This window comes from Paracraurococcus ruber (assembly GCF_004353985.1).
GTDB classification, from domain to species: Bacteria; Pseudomonadota; Alphaproteobacteria; order Acetobacterales; family Acetobacteraceae; genus Paracraurococcus; species Paracraurococcus ruber.
The window spans coordinates 20,271-39,408 of sequence record NZ_SMOA01000040.1 but is presented as its reverse complement, the minus strand read 5'-3'; the positions used below and the strand labels follow the sequence as shown (position 1 = coordinate 39,408).

The following is a 19,138-nucleotide window of genomic DNA, read 5'->3' as shown; positions in this document are numbered from 1 at the left end:
CGACGCGGCGCGGGCGGCCGGGCGGGCGGGCGGGCCGCTGCACGGCCTGGCGCTCGGGGTGAAGGACGTGCTGGACACCGCTGACCAGCCCGCCCAGTACGGCTCGCCCATCTGGGCGGGGCACCGGCCGCGCGCCGATGCCGCCTGCGTCGCCCTGGCGCGGCGGGCCGGCGCCGTGGTCCTCGGCAAGACGGTGACGACGGAATTCGCCACCCGCTTCCCGGGCCCGACGGCCAACCCGGCCAATCCGGCGCATACGCCGGGCGGCAGTTCCTCCGGCTCGGCGGCCGGGGCGGCGGCGGGGTTCTTCCATGCCGGCTTCGGCACCCAGACCGCGGGCAGCATCATCCGCCCGGCTGCCTTCTGCGGCGCGGTCGGCTTCAAGCCCAGCTACGGCACGCTGCACCGGGCCGGGATGAAGGTGATGAGCGAATCGCTCGACACCATCGGCGTCATCACCCGCAGCCCGGGCGACGCGGCGCTGGTCATGGCCGGTCTCACCGGCGCCGATTTCGGCACGCCGGAGGCGAAGCCGGACCGCGCGCCGCGCCTTGCCCTGTGCTGGGGCCCGACCGCCGAGAAGGCGGCGCCCGAGACCCGTGCGCTGCTCGACCGCGTGGCGGCTGACGCGGCGAAGGCGGGGGCGAGCGTCACCGCGCTGGACCTGCCGCCGGCGGTGGCGGCTGGGCTGGCGGCGCACCCCGCCGTCATGAATGGCGAGAGCGCCGAGGCCCTGGCCTGGGAACTGGACCATGCCGCCGCGCAACTCTCGCCCATCCTGCGGGAGAACATGGCGAAGGGCCGGGCCTTCGGCCCGGAGGGCGTGGCGGCCGGCCGCGCCGCCTTCGCCGCGGCGCGGGCCGCCTTCGCCGATGCCATGCGCGACTTCGACGCGGTGCTGACGCCGAGCGCGCCGGGCGAGGCGCCGGAAGGACTGGGCGCCACCGGCGACCCGGCCTTCAACTCGCTCTGGACCCTGCTGCACGTGCCCTGCGCGACGGTGCCGGCGGGCACCGGGCCGAAGGGCCTGCCGCTCGGCGTGCAGGTCGTCGGCGGCTTCGGGCAGGATGCGGCGGTGCTGGGCTGGGCGGAATGGGTGCGGCAGGCGGCGGGGTGACGCCGGCGGCGCCCGGGCGCCTGCGCGCGCCAAGGGGGGGGCGGGGGAAGGTGAAAGCCACGGCGGATCCCGCCGCCCGGTCGGCGGAGGGCCGCCGGTGATCAGGCGGCGATGTTCACCGCCCACTGCACCCCGAAGCGGTCGGTGAGATTGCCGTAGTGGTCGCCCCAGAACTGCCGGGCGAGGGGCATCGTCACCCGGCCGCCGGCCGAGAGCGCGGCGAACAGCGCCTCCCCCGCCGCCAGGCCGGCAGGCTCGATCAGGATGGCGCAGCCCTTCATCGGCTCCGAATCCGGCCCGTCCGAGGCCTGCAGCCGCAGTCCCGGGCCCTCGAACAGCGCATGCGCCACCTTGTCGCGCCAGGCGCCGCCGCCATGGTCCGGCATGGGCGTGTCGGCATAGCGCAGGAGCGTCACGACGCTGCCCAGGCCGCTGGCGGCGTAGAAGCCCAGCGCCGCCTCGCAATCGCCGCGGAAATAGAGGTAGGGGGTGGCGCGCATCACCGCACCCCGGCGAAGCCCGGCGCCTTCTTCAACGCCTCCGTCGTGTCGAAGTCGCGCAGCACGGCGTCGTCGGCCATCTCCACCTCCACCATCCGGTCGGCATGCTTGCCGACCAGGTGGCGGGCGCCGACATCGCCGTTGATCGCCATCATCTCCGGCAGGAATTCGACCGCCCAGAGCATCGGGTTGCCCTGCTTGCCGCGGAAGGTCGGCATGACGATGGCGCGGCCTTCCTCCGGGTCGAAATGCGCCATCAGCCGGTCGATCATCGGGCCGGCAACCAGCGGCATGTCGCCGAGGCAGATGACCACCCCCTCCACCTCCTCCGGCAGGGCGGCCAGCCCGGCCTTCAGGCTGGCCGACAGCCCCTCGGCATAGTCCTCGGCATGGGCGAAGCGCACGGCGCGGCCGGCCAGCGCCTGCTCCACCCGCTCCCGCTCATGCCCCGTCACCACCACCACCGGGCGGGCGCGGGAGGCGAGCACATTCTCCACCACCCGCGCCACCATCGGCGTGCCGGTCTCGTCCGGCACCAGCAGCTTGTTCAGCGGCGCCATGCGCCGGCTGCGGCCGGCCGCCAGGACCAGCGCCGCCACCTGCCGCGGCCGGCGCGGCGCCTGGGCCGGGGCGGGGGCATTCGCGGCCTCGGCGCGGGGCAGGGGCCGTGCCTCGATCTCCTTCAGCAGGCCGCCGACGCCCATGCCCATGACGTCCCGCGGCGTCACGGCCAGGCCGGCGAAGAGCCGCTGCAGCACCCAGTCGATGCCGTTCAGCTTGGGCGACTTGGCGCAGCCCGGCAGGACCAGGGCCGGGATGTCGTCGATATGCCCGAGGCAGATCAGGTTGCCCGGATCCACCGGCATGCCGAAATGGTCGATGGACCCGCCGGCGCGCACGATGGCGGCCGGGCCGACATCGCGCCGGTCCACCACGGCGGAGGCGCCCGCGATCAGCAGGATCTGCGAGCCCTGGCGGCGCAGCCGGTTCAGCGCATCGGCGATCGGCGTCGTCTCGTGCCGTGTCCGCTCCGGCGGCAGCAGCGCGCCGCACAGCGCCTCGACCCGGTCGCGCGTCGCCTCGACCGCGCCTTCCATCACGCTTTCCTTCACCCCCGGCAGCTCGGTCAGCACCAAGCCGACCTTCAAGGGGCGGAAGGGGTGCAGGGACAGCGCCGTCGCGCCCTGCCGCGCCATCGCCTCGGCCACCTGCAGCACGGGGCCGGGCACGGCGAAGGGAATGACCTTGATGGTCGCCACCATCTCCTTCGCCGCCACCGGGACATGCGAGGCGAGGGTGGCCAGGGTGAGGGATTCGTCCAGCGCGTTGAGCCGGTTCACCACCGCCGGGTCGACGACCAGCAAGCCGCTGCTCTCGGCGAAGAGGTTCACCCGCCCGGTCGAGGCGCGGGAGCGCGACAGCAGCGGCCCCATCAGCGCATTGGCCAGGCGGTCGGCCGCCTCGTCCTCCGGCACGTCGCCGGGTTCCAGCCGGGCGGCGATGACGCTGCCATGCCCGCCCTGCTGCAGCGCGCCGATCGCCGCCTGGTCCAGCACCGTGCCCTTCTTGAGGACGCGGCCCTGCAGGCGGATGGTGTGGGCGAGCACGGCGCCGCGCGCCTCGTCCAGCGGGGTGGGCCCGAAGATCATGCCGCGGCCGCCGCCTGCGCCGGCACGGCCCGCGTCGCCAGGGCGGCGCCGCGGCGGGCGGCGACCACCTCGGCCAGGATCGACAGCGCGATCTCGGGCGCCGTCACCGCCTCGATGTTGAGGCCGACCGGGGCATGGATGCGGGCCATCGCCGCTTCGCCATGCCCGGCCTCCGTCAGCCGCGCCAGCCGCTTGGCATGGGTGCGGCGGCTGCCGAGGGCGCCGACATAGAAAGCCTCCGACTTCAGCGCGACGTCGAGCGCGGGGTCGTCCAGCTTCGGGTCATGCGTCAGCGTCACCACCGCCGTCCGGGAATCCGGCGCCAGCGCGGCCATGGCGTCATCGGTCCATTCATGGATCAGGGTGATGCCCGGGAAGCGGTCGGCCGTCGCCCAGGCGCGGCGCGGGTCCACCACCGTCACCGCGAAGCCGACGGTCTGCGCCATCGGCACCAGCGCCTGCGCGATATGCACGGCGCCGACCACGATCAGCCGCAGCGGCGGGTTGTGCGGGTGGACGAACCAGGCCTCGCCCTCCAGCGACGCGTTCTGCGCCGCGTCGTCGCGCAGCGCCGTCCGCGCCGCCTCGGCCAGCGGCCCTGGCAGGTCCATGTCGGGCCAGAGGCGCTGCGCGCCATCGCTCAGGCGGGTCAGCAGCGCCACCGGGCGCTTGGCGGCCCGGGCCGCCTGCAGCGCCGCCAGCACCTCCGGCGTCACGAGAGCTTCTCCACGAAGACCTTCAGCTTGCCGCCGCAGGCCAGGCCGACTTCCCAGGCACGCTCGTCCGAGATGCCGAAATCGAGTAGCTGCGGCGTGCCCGACTGCATGGTCTGCCTGGCGGCATCGGCCACCGCGCCCTCGATGCAGCCGCCGGAGACGCTGCCGGCCAGCTTGCCGGAGGCGCTGACCGCCAGCCGCGAGCCGGCCGGGCGGGGCGAGGAGCCCCAGGTCTCCACCACGGTCGCGAGCGCCACCGTCTCCCCCGCCGCGCGCCACCCGGCCGCGGTCGCCAGGATGTCCTCAGCATCGCTCATGCCAGCATCGCTCATGCCGCGATCCTCCTCACGGGCTGCGGGCCGCTGAGTGTCTCCACCAGCGACCGCAGGGACTGCAGGTTATGCACCGGACGGAAGTCGTCCACATGCGGCAGCATCGCCCGTATCCCCTGGGATTTGGGCTGGAAGCCCTCGTATCGCAACAGGGGGTTCAGCCAGATCAGCCGGCGACAGGAATGGCGGAGCCGGTCGGTCGCCTCGGCGAGGCCCTTCGCCCCCTCCCGGTCCAGCCCGTCGGTGATCAGCAGCACCACCGCGCCCTGGCCCAGGACCCGCCGCGACCAGTGGCGGTTGAACAATTCCAGCGATTCGCCGATCCGCGTGCCGCCCGACCAGTCCGGCACGACATGCGAGACCAGCTCGAAGGCCACCTCCGGATCGCGGCTTTTGAGCTGCCGGGTCACGTTGGTGAGCCGCGTGCCGAACAGGAAGCTGCTGACGCGGTCGCGGTCGTTGGTCACGGCATGCAGGAAATGCAGCAGGATCTGCGCATAGCGCGCCATGCTGCCGCTGATGTCGCAGAGCGCGACCAGCGGCGGCGGGCGGGTCACCTGGCGCTTGCGGGCGAGCGCCAGGATCTCCCCGCCCTCATGCAGGCTTGCCCGGATGGTGGCGCGGAGGTCCACCACCGGCCCGCGCGGGTCGGGACGGAAGCGGCGGGTCCGGCGCTCGTCCAGCGGCAGGACCAGCTTGCCGATCTCCCGCTTCGCCTCGGCGATCTCGGTGGCCGACATGGCCTCGAAATCCATGGACTGCAGGCGCTCACGCTCGGACACCGTCATCGCCACCTCGATCGGCGGCTTCTCCTCCGGCTCCGGCGGGCGCTGGTTCGGGGCCTGCTTCGGCGGCGTCATCGCCTCCGCCACCCGGCGGCTGGTGGGCGGGGCCTTCTGCCGCTCCTTGAATCCCTCCAGCATCGCCATGGCGGCGGCGTTCCGCCCGGCCTCCGGATCGCGCCAGAATAGCAGGAAGGCCTGGTCGAAGACGGCGAAATCCTCGTGCCGGCGCACCATCACGCCCCGCAGCGCGGCATGCACCTGGCGCCGGTCGGCGATGTCGACCAGCGACAGCGCATCCGCCGCCGCCAGCACATCGGCGGTGCCGACCCGCAGCCCGGTCCGCCGCAACAGCCGCGCGAAGGCCAGCAGGTTGTCGGCGAGCGCCCGGCCGGATGGCTTGGTGAGCGCATCCATGGCAGCGAATTCGCTCATGGGTGCGCCGGTCGCCGCAGGGGGGACGCCGTCCCCCCTGCATTCCCCTGCCAAGGGCCGAAGGGCCCCTGGAACCCTCGAGTCATCGCCGGTGCGGGGGACCCCGCTGGAGTCCACCGCCCCGGCGATAAACCTGGACGGGGGTGCGGGGGGCGGTTCGATCCCCGGCGGGGGAGTGCAGAGGGGGCAGCGCCCGCTCTGCAGGCCCGCCCCACCAGGGCGGCCCGCACCACCGAGGCGCTCACGCCGCTGCCTGCTTGGCCTCGCCGACCAGCCTGGCCGCCTCGGCGCCGCGCAGCTTGGCGATGTCGTCCTGGTACTTGAGGAGCACGCCCAGCGTCTCGTCCACCGCGGCGGGTTCCAGTTCCTCGGCGTCCAGCGCCGCGAGGGCGGCCGCCCAGTCGATGGTCTCGGCCACGCCCGGCAGCTTGAAGTAGTCGCCGCCGCGCAGCCGCTGCACGAAGGCGACGACCTGAGCGGAGAGCCGTTCCGGCACGCCCGGCGCCCGGATCCTCAGGATGGCGCGTTCGCGCGCCGCGTCGGGGTAGTCCACCCAGTGGTACAGGCAGCGCCGCCGGATCGCGTCATGGACTTCGCGGGTGCGGTTGGATGTGATGATGACGACCGGCGGCACCGCGGCGCGGATGGTGCCGAGCTCGGGCACCGAGAGCTGGAAATCCGCCAGGATCTCCAGCAGGAAGGCCTCGAAGGGCTCGTCGGCGCGGTCCAGCTCGTCGATCAGCAGGACGGCCGGGCCGCCTTCGGGCGACAGCGCCTGCAGCAGCGGCCGTTCCTGCAGGAATTCCCGGGCATAGATGCCGCGTTCCAGCGCCGCGCGGTCCTGCGCGGCGCCGCTTGCCTCGGCCAGGCGGATGGCCATCAGCTGGCGGGCATGGTTCCACTCATAGGCCGCGGCCGAGAGGTCGAGGCCGTCATAGCATTGCAGCCGCACCAGCCGGCGCGGCAGCTCCTTCGCCAGGACCTTGGCGATCTCGGTCTTGCCGGTGCCCGGCTCGCCCTCGAGGAAGAGCGGCCGTCCCATGCGCAGCGCCAGGTGGACCGTGGTCGCCAGCGCCTTGTCCGCGACATAGCCGCCGCGGGCAAGCAGCTGCTGGGTGGCCTCGACGCTGCCGGGCAGGTCCGCGGCGACGGCCTTGGCTGGCGTTGCGGCGTCGCTCACAGGAACATCAGTGCCAGGATGCCGAGCATGAGGACGCAGCCGATCCAGAACTGCAGCGGCAGGCCAAAGGGCTCGATCATCAGCATCATGCGCAGCGGCTGCAGCGCCACCGGGTCCGCCGGGCGGGGGTTCGGGCGGTAGACCGGCTTGCCGCCGCCGGCGCTCGGCCCCTCGGCGCCATGCTGGGTCAGCGGGCCGGACGCGCCGGGATCCTTCAGGTACTCCGTATCCGTATTGGCGGCCGGGGTGCCTTGGGCCGCGGCGGCGACGCGCTGGTCGGTGGCGGCGCGGTTGGCGCCGCTTTCGATCGCCGCGCCGGCCGCGATGTTGGCGGCGTCCTCGGGGGCGCTGCGGTCCTCGGTCGGGAATTTGCCGCCCGAGGGCGCCGGGGCGGTGGCGGCCTCCGGCTGGGCATCCGTCCCGCCCGCCATGGCCGGCGCCGGGGTCAGCAGCGCGGCGAAGCGGTCGAAGAACTGGTCCGACATCTGCTTGGCGGTGCTGTCGATCAGCCGGCCGCCGAGCTGCGCCATCTTGCCGCCGACCTGCGCCTTCACCTGGTATTTCAGCAGGGTCTCGCTCGGCCCGACCTCCTCAAGGTGCACATCGGCGCCGCCCTTGGCGAAGCCCATGGCGCCGCCATTGCCCTCGCCGGAGATCGTATAGCTCTCGGGCGGGTTGATGTTCTCGAGCTTCACCTTGCCGCCGAACTTGGCCGCCATGGGGCCGAGCTTCACGGCGACGCGCGCCTGGAACTGGTCCTCGGCCGTGCGCTCGACGGATTCGCAGCCGGGGATGGAGGCGCGCAGCGCCTCCGGGTCGTTCAGTGCTTCCCAGACTTGCTGGCGCGGCGCGGGGATGCGCCGCTCGCCGGTCATTTCCATGGTCTGCTCCCGAATTCGATCGGACCTTAGTGGCGGGCGGGGGGGAGGAAAACCCCCGCGCCCGGGCCGGTCGGTGGTGCTTTGGGCGGGTGGGCAACGCGGCGGGGCGGCGGCGGTGCCCGGCCCACGCGGCCGCGGCGGAGTTTCCCGCAGGCGTGAGGACCCGGGCGGGCGGCGATACGAAACGGCTATCGTGGCCGGGGGTGCTTCGAAATTGACAGATCGCCGGGTCGGGCGCTTGTTCTCGGCCGCCCCCTTCTCAGCCCGAGAGAGATGCCATGCCCTATGTGATCGGTGCCGATGTCCCGGACGAGCCCGCGGGGCTCCGCTTCCGCCGCCTGCTGGACCGGCCGGAGATCCTGCAGATGCCGGGCGCGCATTTCGGCATGGCCGCGCTGCTGGCGAAGAAGGCGGGGTTCGAGGCGCTGTACCTCTCCGGCGCCGCGATGACCGCGACCATGGGTCTGCCCGATCTCGGCATGATAACGGTGGACGAGGTCTGCTTCTGGATCCGCCAGGTCAGCCGCGCCACCAGCCTGCCCATGCTGGTGGATGGCGACACCGGCTATGGGGAGGCGCTGAACGTCATGCACATGGTCCGCGCCTTCGAGGAGGCGGGGGCCGGCGCGGTGCATCTGGAAGATCAGCTTCTGCCGAAGAAATGCGGCCACCTGAACGACAAGAAGCTGGCCGACGCCCACGACATGGCGGCGAAATGCGCCGCCGCGCGCAAGGCCCGCAAGCACCTCTATATCATCGCGCGCACCGATGCGGCCGCCAGCGAGGGCATGGACGGCGCGGTGGCCCGGGCGAAGCTGTACCTGGAGGCAGGGGCGGACGCGATCTTCCCCGAGGCGCTCACCACGCGCGAGATGTTCGAGGAATTCGCCCGCCGCATGCCCGGCGTGAAGCTGCTGGCCAACATGACCGAGTTCGGCCGGACGCCCTTCTTCACGGCGGCCGAGTTCCAGGCGATGGGCTATTCCATGGTGATCTGGCCGGTCTCCCATCTGCGGGTGGCCTCGAAGGCGATCGAGGAGCTCTATGCCTCCATCCGCGAGCATGGCGGCACGCACCGGATGGTGGACCGGATGCAGACCCGCGCCGAGCTGTATGCCGCCATCGGCTACCACGAGTACGAGGCGCTGGACGCGACGCTGGTGAAGACGGTGATCCCCACGGGCATGCCGCAGCGCGGCTGACTCAGGCCGGTCCGGGGGTCGCCTGACCCCTGGTGGGGGGAGGTCGAGGGGGGCAAAGCCCCCCACGTTCTTTTCGCCGCAGGTCGGTGGGCGCGCAGCGATAGGCCGCCCGGAACGCCGCGTTGAAGCTGCGCAGGCTGGCGAACCCCGCCTGCGCCGCGATTTCGGTCATCGTCAGATGGGTCGTGTCGATCAGCCGCTTGGCGCGCTGGACGCGCCGCGTGCGCGCGACCGCGGCCGGGCTGGCGCCGAGATGCCGCTCGAAGAGCCGGGTCAGGTGCCGCGGGCCGAGGCCGAGGCGCTCCGCCAGCGCCGCCACCGTCCCGGTGTCCAGCGCCCCGGCCTCGATCAGCCGCAGCGCCCGCCCGACCGTGCTGCGGGTGCCGTTCCAGGCGGGGGAGAAGGGCGCCGTTTCCGGCCGGCAGCGCAGGCATGGACGGTGGCCGGCCGCCTCTGCCGCCGCGGCGCTGCGGTAGTAGCGGACATTGCGCGAGAGCGGCTGGCGCGCCGGGCAGACCGGCCGGCAATAGATCCCGGTGCTGCGCACCCCGATGAAGATCACGCCGTCCCAGGCCGGGTCGCGGGCGTAGCGCGCACGCTCGCAGGCGGCGAAGTCGAGATCCTCCGGGGCCGGCGGCAGGTCCATGGCCCGATCCTGCCACGCCCGGTCAGACGGTGCAGCGGCGGCCGGATGACCGCGTCCGAATTCGGCCAGCCGCGGCGGCGGCGGCGCGCCAGAGTGCCGGCCTGCACAGGGAGGAGGGAGCCTTGGCCTCGATCCGCAGGGAAACACTAATTGCAGTGCCGCCGGAGGCGGCCTGGGACGCCATCCGCGATGTCGGCGCGCTGCACCGCAGGCTGGTGCCCGGCTTCGTCACGGAGACGCGGCTGGAGCCAGGCGCGCGCCTCGTCACCTTCGCCAGCGGCCGCGTGCTGCGCGAGGTGATCGTGGCCTGCGACGATGCGGCGCGGCGGCTGGTCTGGTCGGTGCGGGACCCGTGGTTCGAGCACCACAACGCCTCGCTGGTGGTGGAACCGGCGGCGGGCGGCGCGCGCGTCACCTGGACCGCCGACCTGCTGCCGGACCGGGAGGCGGCGTTGGTCGCCGGGCTGATGGAGGGGGGCCTGGCGGGGATGAAGGCGACGCTGGAGGCCGCCTGACGGGCTGGACAGCCGCGGCGCCGGCATTCGAAGCTGCCCGCCGCTGACCCCGGGGGGAACCGCCATGTCCGAGCCGACGCCGCAGCCCACCATCGCGCAGAAGGCACCCTACCCGATCGAGGTGGAGGCCGGCCGCAGCTACTGGTGGTGCACCTGCGGCAATTCGAAGAAGCAGCCCTTCTGCGACGGCAGCCACAAGGGCAGCGCCTTCGCGCCGTTGCAGTATACCGCCGCCGCGGATGGCCGCGTCTGGTTCTGCGGCTGCAAGGCGACCGGCAAGGCGCCGCTCTGCGACGGGAAGCACAAGGCGCTGTAGCGCCGGGCGTGCCCTGGGGGCCGGCCAGCCCGAGTGCTGGTCGTTGCCTCGGCGCGGCTGGCGCGCGGCCGCCGCGCAGACCGCCATCACCGCCCCTGGAAATCGGCGGCGCGCATCCGGCCAAGCTCCGTCAGGATCATCGGCCAGAGCCGCAGCCCCTCCTCCAGCGAGGCGACGCGGAAGAACTCGTTCGGCGCATGCGCATCCTCGTCCGGGCTGGCCAGGCCGAACATCAGGCTGCTGATGCCGAGCTGTTCCTGGAACAGCGTGGTGATCGGCACCGTGCCGCCGAGGCGCGTCACCGCCGGCTCGCCGCCCTTCTCCCGCCGCAGCACGGCGGCGGCGGCGGCGCGCAGCGGGTGGTCGGCGGCCAGGGTGAAGGCGCGGGTGCCGCCGGGCCGGTAGTCGAAGGACAGCTCGACCCCCTTCGGCGCATGGCGCTCGATATGCGCCTTCACCGCGGCCTGCGCGACCTCCGGCTCCTGCCCCGGGATCAGGCGCATGGTCAGCTTGGCATGGGCCTCGGCGGGGGTGACCGTCTTGCCGCCGGCGCCGGTATAGCCGCCCCACATCCCGTTCACCTCGACGGTCGGGCGCAGCGTGGTGCGCTCGCGGACGCTGTAGGCGGGGTCGCCATAGGGCGCGGCACCGAACTCGGCATACCAGGCCGCCTCATCGAGCGGCAGCGAGGCGGCCTCGGCCCGGATGGTGTTGGACAGCGGCGGGACGCCGGCCTCGAAGCCCTCCACCGCGACGCGGCCCTGCTCGTCATGGAGGGTGGCGACCAGCTTCGCCATCTCGTGCAGGGCGTTGCGCATGGCGCCGCCCACTTTCCCCGAATGCGCGTCCTTCTTCGCGGTGCGCAGGCTGAACTGCAGGGCGCAGATGCCGCGGCAGCCGATGTTCAGCTGTGGCCGTGGCCCGGCGGCGCCACCGCCATCGGCTGACAGCATGGCATCCGCCCGCAGCAGGTCGCGATGCGCCGCGATGATGGCGGGGAGGGAGGGGGAGCCGATCTCCTCCTCGCCTTCCAGGAACAGCTTGATGTTGACCGGGCAGCCGCCCTCGACCGCAAGGAAGGCGCCCACCGTCTCGATCGCGATGGTGGTGGAGCCCTTCACGTCGCTGGCGCCCCGGGCATAGATCCGGCCGTCGCGGATGGCGGGCTCGAAGGGCGGGGTGGTCCACAGCTCATACGGGTCGGCGGGCTGCACGTCGTAATGGCCGTAGATCATGATGGTCGGCTTGTCCGGCCCGGCGCCGGTCCAGGCGGCGAAGATGGCCGGCTGGCCGCCAGGCACGGGGGTGGCGGGTTCCAGCAGCCGCGCCTCGGTCAGGCCCATGGCGCGCAGCCGGTCGAGCAGGAATTCACGGGCGCCGCGCATGCCCTCGGCGAAGGCCGGATCGGTGCTGACCGAGGGGAAGCGGATCAGCGTCAGCAGCCGGTCGAGGATCGCATCCTTCTGCCCGGCCAGGTGGTCCGCCACGCGCTCGCTCATGCTCCGCCGTCCCTTCGCTGAGGCGGCGCAGATTGGGTCAGGCGCGGGGCGCGGGCAACCGGGCGCGGCCCGGCCGCGAGGGCATGCCGCCGACCGGCTTGCCGCGCCCGGTCAGCGGGCGCGGGCCGGGCTGTCCGCCGGGTTGACGTAGATCAGCCCGAAGGGACCGGTCCCGGTCACCTGCACCACCGACTCCTCGCCCGAGGTCCAGACGGAATGCGGCATCATGCCGGGCAGGAAGACGAAGGCGCCCGGGCCCAGGCGCTCGCTCCGCTCGCGGTCGAGCCGCTCGCCCATCGCATGGTGGAGCGTGCCGGACAGCACGGTGAGGTTCTCGGCGGTCGCATGCCTGTGCGGCGGCACCAGGCTGTCCCGCGGGAAGCGCACCCGCAGCACGAAGGGGCCGGGTTGGCCCGGATCTCCGGCCAGCACCGCGATCTGCGTGCCTTTCGGCAGGTCGGGCGGGCCCGGCTGCCAGCGGATCGCCGCCGCGTCCGGGATCAGGTGCATGTGCCCGGCATCCTGCGCCCCGCCATCCGGCGGCGCCGCCAGCAGCCCGCACAGGATCGCCGCCGCCAGTCCCGAAAGCCTCCGCATGGATCACCTCCCCGCGCTGCCTGCCGCCGGGTCGGATGGCCGGCGAAGCGGCAGGCTAGCAGCGGCCGGCGCCGCCGGGGTCTCGTTCCGCCGGCGGCGGCCGTTCAGGCGCGGCCGCGTGGCTGCCCGCCGGCAGAGGCCCGGGCCCACCACCGCCGCACCATGGCCGCCGCAGCATGGAGGCCCCGCGCCGCGGGGCCCGCCGCCATGGGTCAGACATCCACCTCCTCGACATCCAGCTTCGCCGCATTCTCCTGGATGAAGCGGAAGCGCAGCTCGGGCCGCCGGCCCATCAGCGCGTCCATGAGCTCGGAGGTGCGCGCGCGCTCCTCCGGCGGCAGCACCACGCGCAGCAGGGTGCGCTTGCGCGGGTCCATGGTGGTCTCCTTCAGGGTCGCCGGCGGCATCTCGCCCAGGCCCTTGAAGCGGCTGACCTCGACCTTCTGGCTCGGCTTGAACTCGCGCTTCTGCAGCCGGTCCTTGTCGCGATCGTCCATGGCATAGACCGACTTGCCGCCGGCCTGCAGGCGGTACAGCGGCGGCTGCGCCAGATGCACCCGGCCCTGCCGCACCAGCTCAGGCAGTTCCTTGTAGAAGAAGGTCATGAGAAGCGCGGCGATATGGGCGCCGTCCACATCGGCATCGGTCATGATGACGACGCGGCCATAGCGCAGCCGGGCGATGTCGAAGCGGTCGCCGGCGCCGCAGCCCAGCGCCTCGATCAGGTCCTTCAGCTCCTGGTTCTGCCGCAGCTTGTCGGCGGAGGCCGAGGCGACGTTGAGGATCTTGCCGCGCAGGGGCAGCACCGCCTGGGTCTCCCGGTCGCGCGCCTGCTTGGCGCTGCCGCCGGCCGAATCGCCCTCCACCAGGAACAGCTCGGTGCCCTCGGCGCTCTCCCGGCTGCAATCGGCCAGCTTGCCGGGCAGGCGCAGCTTGCGGGTCGCGGTCTTGCGCGGCGTGTCCTTCTGCTCACGCCGGCGGATACGCTCCTCGGCGCGCTCGATCGCCCAGGCGAGGAGGTTGTCGGCGGTCTGCGGGTCGCCGGCCAGCCAGTGGTCGAAATGGTCGCGCAACGCGGTCTCGACCAGGCGCGCGGCTTCCGGGCTGGTCAGCTTCTCCTTGGTCTGGCCCTGGAACTGCGGGTCCCGCACGAAGACGCTGAGCATGCCGGCCATGCCGCCGAGCAGGTCCTCGGCCGTCACGCTGGCGGCGCGCTTCTCCTTCTTCAGGTCGCCATAGGCGCGCAGGCCCTTGACCAGGGCGCCGCGCAGCCCGGCCTCATGCGTGCCGCCCTGCGGGGTCGGGATGGTGTTCGCATAGGTCGAGAGGAAGCCGTCGCCCTGTTCCAGCCAGGTGATGGCCCATTCGCAGCGGCCGGCGCCCTCGGCGAAGGCCGCCTCCCCGACATAGGGGGCGGGCACGACCTGGGCGCGGCCCTCGATGGCGGAGGCGAGGAAATCGGCCAGGCCGCCCGGGAAATGCAGCACCGCGCTGGCCGGCGTCTCGCCGTCCTTCACCAGGGACGGGTCGCAGGACCAGCGGATCTCGACGCCCCGGTACAGGTAGGCCTTCGAGCGGCAGAGGCGATGCAGCCGTGCCGCCTGGAATTCGAGCTTGCCGAAGATCTCCGGGTCCGGCTTGAAGCGCAGGGTGGTGCCGCGGCGGTTGTGGATGGCCCCGGCATTCTTCAGCTTGCCCAGCGGCTTGCCGCGCGCATAGGCCTGGGTGAAGAGCGTGCGGTCGCGCGCCACCTCCACCTCCAGCTTCTCCGACAGGGCATTCACCACGCTGCTGCCGACGCCGTGCAGACCGCCCGAGGTGTCGTAGGCCTTGCCGGAGAATTTGCCGCCGGAATGCAGGGTGGTGAGGATGACCTCGAGCGCGGAGAGCTTGGGGAATTTCGGGTGCGGATCGGTCGGGATGCCGCGGCCGTTGTCGCGCACCGTCAGCCAGTTGCCGGCTTCCAGCGAGACCTCGATGCGGTCGGCATGGCCGGCCACCGCCTCATCCATCGCGTTGTCGATGATCTCGGCCGCCAGGTGGTGCAGGGCATTCTCGTCGGTGCCGCCGATATACATGCCGGGGCGGCGGCGGACGGGCTCCAGCCCCTCCAGCACCTCGATGTCCTTGGCGGAGTAGGAGGCGGCGTCGGCTGCCCCGGCTTTCGGGGGGCGGCGGCCGCCGAACAGGTCGTTCATGTCTTGTTCCCCTGACCCCGCCAAGATAGCTTTCGCGCCGGCCCTATACAATGTCGGGCGCGAGTCGGTGCCCGGGCCCCGCATCCGGCCCTAACCGGCCAGCGCCAGCTGCCGGCCCGGCCATGCCAAGCCGCAAATGGCGGCCCTGCCGGCGGCCGCGGCATGCCGGCGACGGGGCGGCGCCGTCAAGGCCGCAGGCGATGGATCGTCCCCAGACGATCCAGCCACGCTCGGCGCCATGCGGGCCAAGGGTCGATGGGCGATGTGTCCCGGACGCCCGGACCCGCGCCGGGCGGACTGGCGGCGTGGCGGGATGTCGCGGCGCCTATCGGGTCGCCACCAGCACCGGCATGGTCGCCGCCGAGGCCAGCCAGCCGCCGGCCTCGGCCCGGGTGCGCGGGGAATCGATCGCGGCCCTGGCGGGCCCGGTCGCCTGGACAGGGCTGCCGGGATCAGCAAAGGTCGCCGGCTGTGCTTGGGTGTGCGTGGGACCGGCCATTATGACTTGGCGCACTCCGCCACGCCGATCCGGCCTGCCGATGTCTCCCGAAGGCCGGGATATCCCCCGCCGGGGCTGCCTGCCAAAGCCGGGCGGACGCACGCCGCGCTGGCGCGCAGAAGGGCGCCGCGCTGCCGCGGCATAGAGGCGCGTCGCCGCTACGGCCCCGCGCCCTGCCTGCCGGCAAGCCGCCGCCATGTCGCCAGGGCAGGCCGCGGGCCGGGCAGACCCGCCGCGCCGGCTACCGGCGGCGCGGCGGAAACGGCGGTCAGGCGGTCCGCTCGGTCTCCAGATGCGCCTCGAGCATCCACAGCATCTTGTCGATCGCACGCGACTGCTCGGTCAACAGGTCGGCCGTGTCGGCGTCGCCCGCCTCGTCGGTCTCGTCGATGCCCTCGCGCAGGGTCTTCGCCACCTGGGCGTAGCGGTCGGCCAGCGCCTTCACATGGTCCAGCCCGGCATAAAGGTCGGTCGGGTAGGGCTTCAGGCGCGTGGCCTGCAGCGTCTGCGTCGTGCCGTTCGCCGTGCCGCCCAGCTGGACGATGCGCTCGGCCAGGTCGTCGGTGGAGGTGGCGAGGGCGGTGTAGAATTCCTCGAACAGCCGATGCAGCGACCCGAAATCGCGGCCCTTCACGTTCCAATGCGCCTGCCGGGTGGCGTTGTAGAGGTCGACCGCATCGACCAGGCAGGCCTGCAGCGTCTCGATGGAGACCTGCTTGGCATTGGTCGGCACGTCATTGCGGGTCGGGTGGGTGGGCTTGGACTTGCTCTCGGCCATGGCTCTCTCTCCTGCGTGTCGTTGCGCCAGGATGTGGTGCATGGTCTGGGCCACGCATCCCCCGGGCGTCGATGCCTGCCATGCGCCAGCGCATGACAGCCCGCCCGGCGGCATGACAACCGCGTGCGCCGGCGCTGCCGCGACGGCGGCGATGCTGCCAGGCCGCAGGCGGCCGTTGCTTGCAGGGAACGCCGCCGGGCCGCCGTGGTGCCATGGCGCGCAGCGCCGGGGATGCCTCGGCCGGCTTGCTCCGGCGGCCCGGCTCGCTCCCATCGATCTGCCCGCGCCCGCGACGCCGCGGCCCGGTGGCGCGGATGGCGGCCGGGCCTCGGGCAGGAGACGGCGCCTGCGCGGCCAGCGACGAGGCCTGGGCCGGACGGCCGAGCCGGCCGGCGACAGCCCGCCCCGCCGGCTGGCGGCAGACCGCATCCGCCCGGCCCCCGCCGCCGCCCCGGCCTCGCGCACTCTGCCGGGCGATTCGCTGTCCGTCGGTCGGAGGATTGTGGTGGGACCATCCGCGACGCGGCAGCCGCCGCGGACTCGCTAAGGCGGGCGCCGCGCCTGGGCGCCCTCCCGGCGGAAAGGCCCGATGCGCGCCGCCGCGCCGGCGGGGCGACCGGCCCCCGGTCAGGGCACCACGTTGATGAAGCGCGAGGCCTCCGGCGGCCCGTCCACCCGGTGGAACGCGGCCGCCCGGGCCAGCGCGGCGCGGTCCCAATCCGTCCGCCGCGCCTCCTCCCGCAGATGCTCGGTCCAGCTTTCCACCGCCCAGAGCTCCACCCAGCGCTCCGGATGCGCCACATCCTCGTAGAGCCGCCAGGAGACGGCGCCCGAGCGGAGCCTGACGCGCCGCACCTCCTGCATCGCCGCCAGGAAGGGCGCCCGCTCGGCCGGGTCGATGCAGTAGCGCACCTCCTCCAGCACCCGGCCGGAGCGTTCGCCGAGCAGCGCCTGCAGCTCGGCCGCCGGTGCCTCCGGCGTCGGCGGCCGGGCGGGGCTGGCCTCCGGCGAGGCGCTGGCGACCGCGTCGATCCGCCAGCCGCGCACCAGGATCGCCGCCACCGCCCCGCCGGCCGCGGCGGCGCCCAGCGCCCAGGGCACGCCGAAGCGCCCGCCGACCCAGCCCGCCAGCGCCGAGCCGCCGGCCATCACGCCGAAGAAGCTCAGCTGATAGATCGCGATCGCCCGCGCCCGCACCCAGCCCGGCGCCGCCAGCTGGGCAGAGGCCGAGAGGGTGCTGCCGGCGCTGATCCAGGCCGCGCCATAGATGAGCATGCCCAGCGCCGCCGGCAGCCAATGCGTCGCCGCCGCCAGGATCGCCATGGCGAGGCAGATGGCGAGCGACGCCCACAGCACCGTCGCGCTGCGGTCCAGCCTTGCCCGCAGGGCGGGCAGGGCGAAGCCCGCCGCGACCGCCGAGCCGCCCATGACGCCGAGCATGAGGCCGAAGGCCTCCGGCCCCAGCCCCAGGCGCTGGCGGACCAGCAGCGGCAGCAGGCCCCAGACCGCGGCGCTGAACAGGAAAAAGGTGCAGGCGCGCAGGATCGCCGCCTGCATGGCCGGGCTGCCCTGGACGAAGCGGAGGCCGGCGCGCATCGCCGGCACCAGCCGTTCCTTCGGCGAGCGGCCGCGCGGCTCCGGCGGCCGGCGCCAGAACAGCAGGGCGACGATCAGCACCAGGAAGGCGACGGCGTTCAGCGCGAAGGCGGCTTCCGGCCCCGCCGCGGCGATGGCGAAGCCGCCGAGCGCGGGGCCCAGCGCGCGGGCTAGGTTGAAGCCGATGCCGTTCAGCGCGATGGCGCCGACCAGGTCCTCCCGCGGGACCAGCTCGTTCGTCGTCGCCGCCCAGGCCGGGAAATTCATGGCGCTGCCGGCGCCGATCGCGAAGGTCAGCGCCAGCAGGCCCCAGGGGCCCAGTTCGCCGGTCGCGGTCAGCGCCGCCAGGATCAGCGCCATGAGCAGGATCCAGGCCTGCGCGCCGAGCAGGAACAGCCGCCGGTCGACGATGTCGGCCAGCGCGCCGGAGGGCAGGGCCAGCAGGAAGACCGGCAGCATGGAGGCCGCCTGCACCAGGGAGACCATCATCGGCGATGGGTCGAGGCTGGTCATCAGCCAGCCGGCGCCGGTGTTCTGCACCCACATCCCGATATTGCTCGCCAGCGTCGCCAGCCAGAGGGTGCGGAAGGTGGCGTGGCGGAGCGGCAGGAAGGCACGCGGGGTGGGGAAGGCCATGCCGGGCACCATGGCCCGGCGCCGGCGCGTTCGGAAGCGAAACCCCTGCGACATGCTTGCGCCGCCGGCGCGGCTCGCCCACCTGCGATGGATGGCAGAGCGGTTCGGCAGCTTCGCGGAGTTCTGGCCCTTCTACCTGCGGGAACATGCGCGGCCCGCGACGCGGGCGGTGCATGTCGCGGGCACCTGGGCGGGGGCGGCGCTGGTCCTGGCGGCGGTGCTGGCCGGGCCCTGGTGGCTGGCGGTGCTGGCGCCTGTCATCGGCTATGGCTGCGCCTGGATCTCCCACATGGCGATCGAGCGCAACCGGCCGGCGACCTTCACCTATCCCGCATGGTCGCTGCTGGGCGACCTGCGCATGGCCTGGCTGGCGGCGACGGGCCGGCTGGGCGCGGAGCTGCGGCGCCAGGGGCTCTGAGCCAGGTCACCCCCGCATCCGCGGGTTGAACCGGCTGCCCGGCATTCCGGGCGCGGCCGCGCCCGCCCCGAGGTTGCCCGGCCGGGCGGCTTTGCGTTACCTGCGGTTTGGAACGGGAAGCCCTGCTGCGCCGCCATGACGACCGCCCGCCCCCTCGTCCTCCTGCTCGGCCTGCTGGCCGCCGGCGCCGCGCGGGCGCAGCCCCAGCCGCTGCCGAATGCCGCGACGCCGAACATCGTCAACCGCACCACCGCCGAGGCCTTCGCCCAGTGCCGCCAGGCCGGTGGCCATCCCGAGATCCGCGCCGGCTACCACACGAATTTCGAGCTGACCTCTGACAACCGGGTCGACGTCATCCTCGACATGGCGAAGCTGGAATGCGGCGGGGCGTCGGGTCCGCTGTTCTGCGGCAGCGCGGGCTGCCAGCTTCGGGTCTTCGTCACCTCGCCGCAGGGGCTGCGCCTGGCGCTGGAGGTGCCGGCCCAGCGCTGGTCCTCCGCGATCCAGCAGGGGCGGCCGGTGCTGGCCCTGTCGCTGCATGCCAGCCAGTGCGGCGGCGCGGCTTGCGAGAAGCGGCTGGTCTGGAACGGCCAGGCCTTCGCCGACCAGCGCAGCGGCGAGGTCTTCGCGCCCACCCCCTGAGCCT

19 protein-coding genes are annotated in these 19,138 nt (G+C 73.4%); 6 read left to right on the top strand and 13 right to left on the bottom strand.

What is annotated here, in order from left to right; all coding sequences use genetic code 11:
• A partial coding sequence (locus tag E2C05_RS10420; RefSeq protein ID WP_133219559.1) for an amidase family protein occupies positions 1–1,117 on the top strand: 1,117 nt, incomplete at its 5' end.
• A 101-nt stretch (positions 1,118–1,218) separates the two neighbouring features.
• Here E2C05_RS10420 and E2C05_RS10415 read toward each other — a convergent pair.
• The 7 genes from E2C05_RS10415 to E2C05_RS10385 form a co-directional block, all read right to left on the bottom strand.
• Positions 1,219–1,617, bottom strand: a complete 399-nt coding sequence (locus E2C05_RS10415) for a VOC family protein (protein ID WP_133219558.1) — start codon at positions 1,615–1,617, stop codon at positions 1,219–1,221.
• Complete coding sequence (locus E2C05_RS10410; protein ID WP_133219557.1) at positions 1,617–3,266, bottom strand: NTP transferase domain-containing protein; 1,650 nt, start codon at positions 3,264–3,266, stop codon at positions 1,617–1,619. The genes E2C05_RS10415 and E2C05_RS10410 overlap by 1 nt, the downstream gene beginning before the upstream one ends.
• A complete protein-coding gene (locus E2C05_RS10405; RefSeq protein ID WP_133219556.1) occupies positions 3,263–3,982 on the bottom strand; it encodes an XdhC family protein in 720 nt (239 codons plus the stop codon). The genes E2C05_RS10410 and E2C05_RS10405 overlap by 4 nt, the downstream gene beginning before the upstream one ends.
• Positions 3,979–4,314: an XdhC family protein gene (locus E2C05_RS10400; protein WP_240046696.1), complete on the bottom strand. Its 336-nt coding sequence runs from the start codon at positions 4,312–4,314 to the stop codon at positions 3,979–3,981. Before E2C05_RS10400 ends, E2C05_RS10405 begins: the two co-directional genes overlap by 4 nt.
• The gene (locus tag E2C05_RS10395; protein ID WP_133219555.1) at positions 4,311–5,531 is read right to left on the bottom strand and encodes a vWA domain-containing protein; all 1,221 of its coding nucleotides are present in this window, start codon (positions 5,529–5,531) and stop codon (positions 4,311–4,313) included. Before E2C05_RS10395 ends, E2C05_RS10400 begins: the two co-directional genes overlap by 4 nt.
• 241 nt (positions 5,532–5,772) lie before the next feature.
• Positions 5,773–6,669 carry an AAA family ATPase gene (locus tag E2C05_RS10390; RefSeq protein ID WP_133219560.1) on the bottom strand — a complete coding sequence of 299 codons (897 nt, stop codon included), beginning with the start codon at positions 6,667–6,669 and terminating at the stop codon, positions 5,773–5,775.
• A gap of 38 nt (positions 6,670–6,707) precedes the next feature.
• Positions 6,708–7,592, bottom strand: a complete 885-nt coding sequence (locus E2C05_RS10385; RefSeq protein WP_133219554.1) for a CoxG family protein — start codon at positions 7,590–7,592, stop codon at positions 6,708–6,710.
• Between the two features lie 278 nt (positions 7,593–7,870).
• Here E2C05_RS10385 and prpB point away from each other — a divergent pair, with 278 nt between their 5' ends.
• Positions 7,871–8,794, top strand: coding sequence for a methylisocitrate lyase (gene prpB, locus E2C05_RS10380; RefSeq protein ID WP_133219553.1), 924 nt, complete (start codon positions 7,871–7,873; stop codon positions 8,792–8,794).
• Between the two features lies 1 nt (position 8,795).
• Here the strand turns inward: prpB and E2C05_RS10375 are convergent, their stop codons facing one another.
• A complete protein-coding gene (locus E2C05_RS10375) occupies positions 8,796–9,440 on the bottom strand; it encodes a bifunctional transcriptional activator/DNA repair enzyme AdaA (protein WP_133219552.1) in 645 nt (214 codons plus the stop codon).
• Between the two features lie 122 nt (positions 9,441–9,562).
• Between E2C05_RS10375 and E2C05_RS10370 the strand changes: the two genes are divergently transcribed.
• The gene (locus E2C05_RS10370) at positions 9,563–9,955 is read left to right on the top strand and encodes an SRPBCC family protein (RefSeq protein WP_133219551.1); all 393 of its coding nucleotides are present in this window, start codon (positions 9,563–9,565) and stop codon (positions 9,953–9,955) included.
• Positions 9,956–10,019: 64 nt separating this feature from the next.
• Positions 10,020–10,271, top strand: a complete 252-nt coding sequence (locus E2C05_RS10365; RefSeq protein WP_133219550.1) for a CDGSH iron-sulfur domain-containing protein — start codon at positions 10,020–10,022, stop codon at positions 10,269–10,271.
• An 86-nt stretch (positions 10,272–10,357) separates the two neighbouring features.
• On the opposite strand, the gene E2C05_RS10360 is transcribed toward E2C05_RS10365, so the two are convergent.
• The 5 genes from E2C05_RS10360 to E2C05_RS10340 all read right to left on the bottom strand — a co-directional run bounded on the left by E2C05_RS10360 (position 10,358) and on the right by E2C05_RS10340 (position 18,074).
• The gene (locus E2C05_RS10360) at positions 10,358–11,770 is read right to left on the bottom strand and encodes a M20/M25/M40 family metallo-hydrolase (protein WP_133219549.1); all 1,413 of its coding nucleotides are present in this window, start codon (positions 11,768–11,770) and stop codon (positions 10,358–10,360) included.
• A 111-nt stretch (positions 11,771–11,881) separates the two neighbouring features.
• On the bottom strand, positions 11,882–12,367 hold the full coding sequence (locus E2C05_RS10355; RefSeq protein WP_133219548.1) for a cupin domain-containing protein: 486 nt from the start codon (positions 12,365–12,367) through the stop codon (positions 11,882–11,884).
• A gap of 212 nt (positions 12,368–12,579) precedes the next feature.
• Positions 12,580–14,565, bottom strand: coding sequence for a DNA topoisomerase IV subunit B (parE, locus tag E2C05_RS10350; RefSeq protein WP_133219547.1), 1,986 nt, complete (start codon positions 14,563–14,565; stop codon positions 12,580–12,582).
• 767 nt (positions 14,566–15,332) lie between these two features.
• A complete protein-coding gene (gene dps / locus E2C05_RS10345) occupies positions 15,333–15,842 on the bottom strand; it encodes a DNA starvation/stationary phase protection protein Dps (RefSeq protein WP_133219546.1) in 510 nt (169 codons plus the stop codon).
• Between the two features lie 627 nt (positions 15,843–16,469).
• Complete coding sequence (locus E2C05_RS10340; RefSeq protein ID WP_133219545.1) at positions 16,470–18,074, bottom strand: MFS transporter; 1,605 nt, start codon at positions 18,072–18,074, stop codon at positions 16,470–16,472.
• A gap of 91 nt (positions 18,075–18,165) precedes the next feature.
• On the opposite strand from E2C05_RS10340, the gene E2C05_RS10335 reads away from it, so the two are divergent.
• Together E2C05_RS10335 and E2C05_RS10330 are read left to right on the top strand one after the other, a co-directional pair.
• Complete coding sequence (locus E2C05_RS10335) at positions 18,166–18,492, top strand: DUF962 domain-containing protein (protein ID WP_133219544.1); 327 nt, start codon at positions 18,166–18,168, stop codon at positions 18,490–18,492.
• A gap of 135 nt (positions 18,493–18,627) precedes the next feature.
• Positions 18,628–19,134 (top strand): hypothetical protein, encoded by a 507-nt coding sequence (locus tag E2C05_RS10330; protein ID WP_133219543.1) that lies wholly within the window; start codon positions 18,628–18,630, stop codon positions 19,132–19,134.
• Positions 19,135–19,138: the final 4 nt, after the last annotated feature.